At 60.8% G+C, this 1238-nt stretch carries 1 protein-coding gene; it reads right to left on the bottom strand.

The window, feature by feature from the left end:
* Positions 1-53: 53 nt before the first annotated feature.
* Positions 54-1196, bottom strand: coding sequence for an IS481 family transposase (locus AC2T6E_RS22600; RefSeq protein ID WP_486693250.1), 1143 nt, complete (start codon positions 1194-1196; stop codon positions 54-56).
* Between the last annotated feature and the right edge of the window lie 42 nt (positions 1197-1238).

The raw sequence follows: 1238 nt of genomic DNA on the forward strand, positions 1-1238 counted from the left end.
TGTACAGTCCGGGGACATGGTAGACAGGTGTTCGGGGACATGGTGAACACTTTTTAACATCCTTTACCCATGGTGATCGACTTTTTCTTCAGGTCGATCACCCCCACTTTCGTGCTGTACCACCACACTTCATAGCAGCCGTCCTCCTGCGTCTCCTTCAGCCCGACCCGTTCTCCCCTGAACGCCTTGCCTGCGCTCAGACTTACCCCTTTCACGCTCAGCTTGCCGCTGATATCGACTTTCCTGACCATCACGCCCTCATCGTATTCCGGGGGCGTTGTGTTGCCGCTGTACTGCCGTGCAGACGGCTGATACCGCGAGCCCGGTACCGCCATATCCAGCGCCTCGTGCGGGCGTTCAAGGTTATAGACCGTCCGCCAGTGGTCGAAGGCGCGCTGCAGCTCACTGCTGTCCGCGAACCATTTACCCTGCAGCACTTCCGCCTTCAGGCTGCGGTGAAAACGTTCCAGCTTGCCCTGCGTCTGCGGATGATACGGCCGGGAGTGCCCAACCCGGATACCCAGGCGCATCAGCCACAGCTCCAGCGCTGTCCAGGTGCCGGTGGTGTCTCCCCACGGTGAGCCGTTGTCCATCGTCATCCGGTCCGGCAGACCGTAGCGTTCAAACACGCTGACCAGCTGCTGCTGCACGGTCTCACGCCGTTCATCGTTACAGTGCGCCAGGCACAGGGAAAAACGGGAGTGGTCGTCCAGCAGGGTCAGCGGATGGCAGCGGCCACCGCCGAAGGGAAAGTGGCCCTTAAAATCCATCTGCCAGAGGCGGTTCGGCGCGTTGTGTTCGAACCGTCCCGTGGCGGGAATGCCCGGTGAAGTGCCCGGCAGCAGGCCATGGCGGGCCATCAGGTTATGGACGGTGCTGAAGGCGGGCATGGTGTGCCCCTGGTCTTCGAGCCAGCGCTTTATCTTGCGTGCGCCCCAGCGTTGATGGCGCTCATGGGCCATACGCAGCAGGGCGGTGATGTCGTCAGATGAGCGGTTCGGGGAATGGTGCGGTATGCGCGGACGGTCCTGAAGGCCGGCGGCACCTTCCTCCGCCCAGCGGCGAAGCCACTTGTAACCGGTAGCAGGTGAAATGCCGAAGCGACGGCAGAGAGAACGGATGTTCGCCCCGTCCTGCGAGGCGAACAAAACAAACTCGGTACGTAATGACATGGTATCTCTCGCATCCCAGGGCATAAGCGACTCCATAAACGGGTTCTTATGCCTTAGTTGTAAGTG

The sequence above is a fragment of the Enterobacter sp. B79-1 genome, from assembly GCF_057444735.1.

Bases quoted from the DNA above. Each gene is read 5' to 3' on its own strand.
- AC2T6E_RS22600 (WP_486693250.1), bottom strand. From the start codon at position 1,196: ATGCCCTGGGATGCGAGAGATACCATGTCATTACGTACCGAGTTTGTT.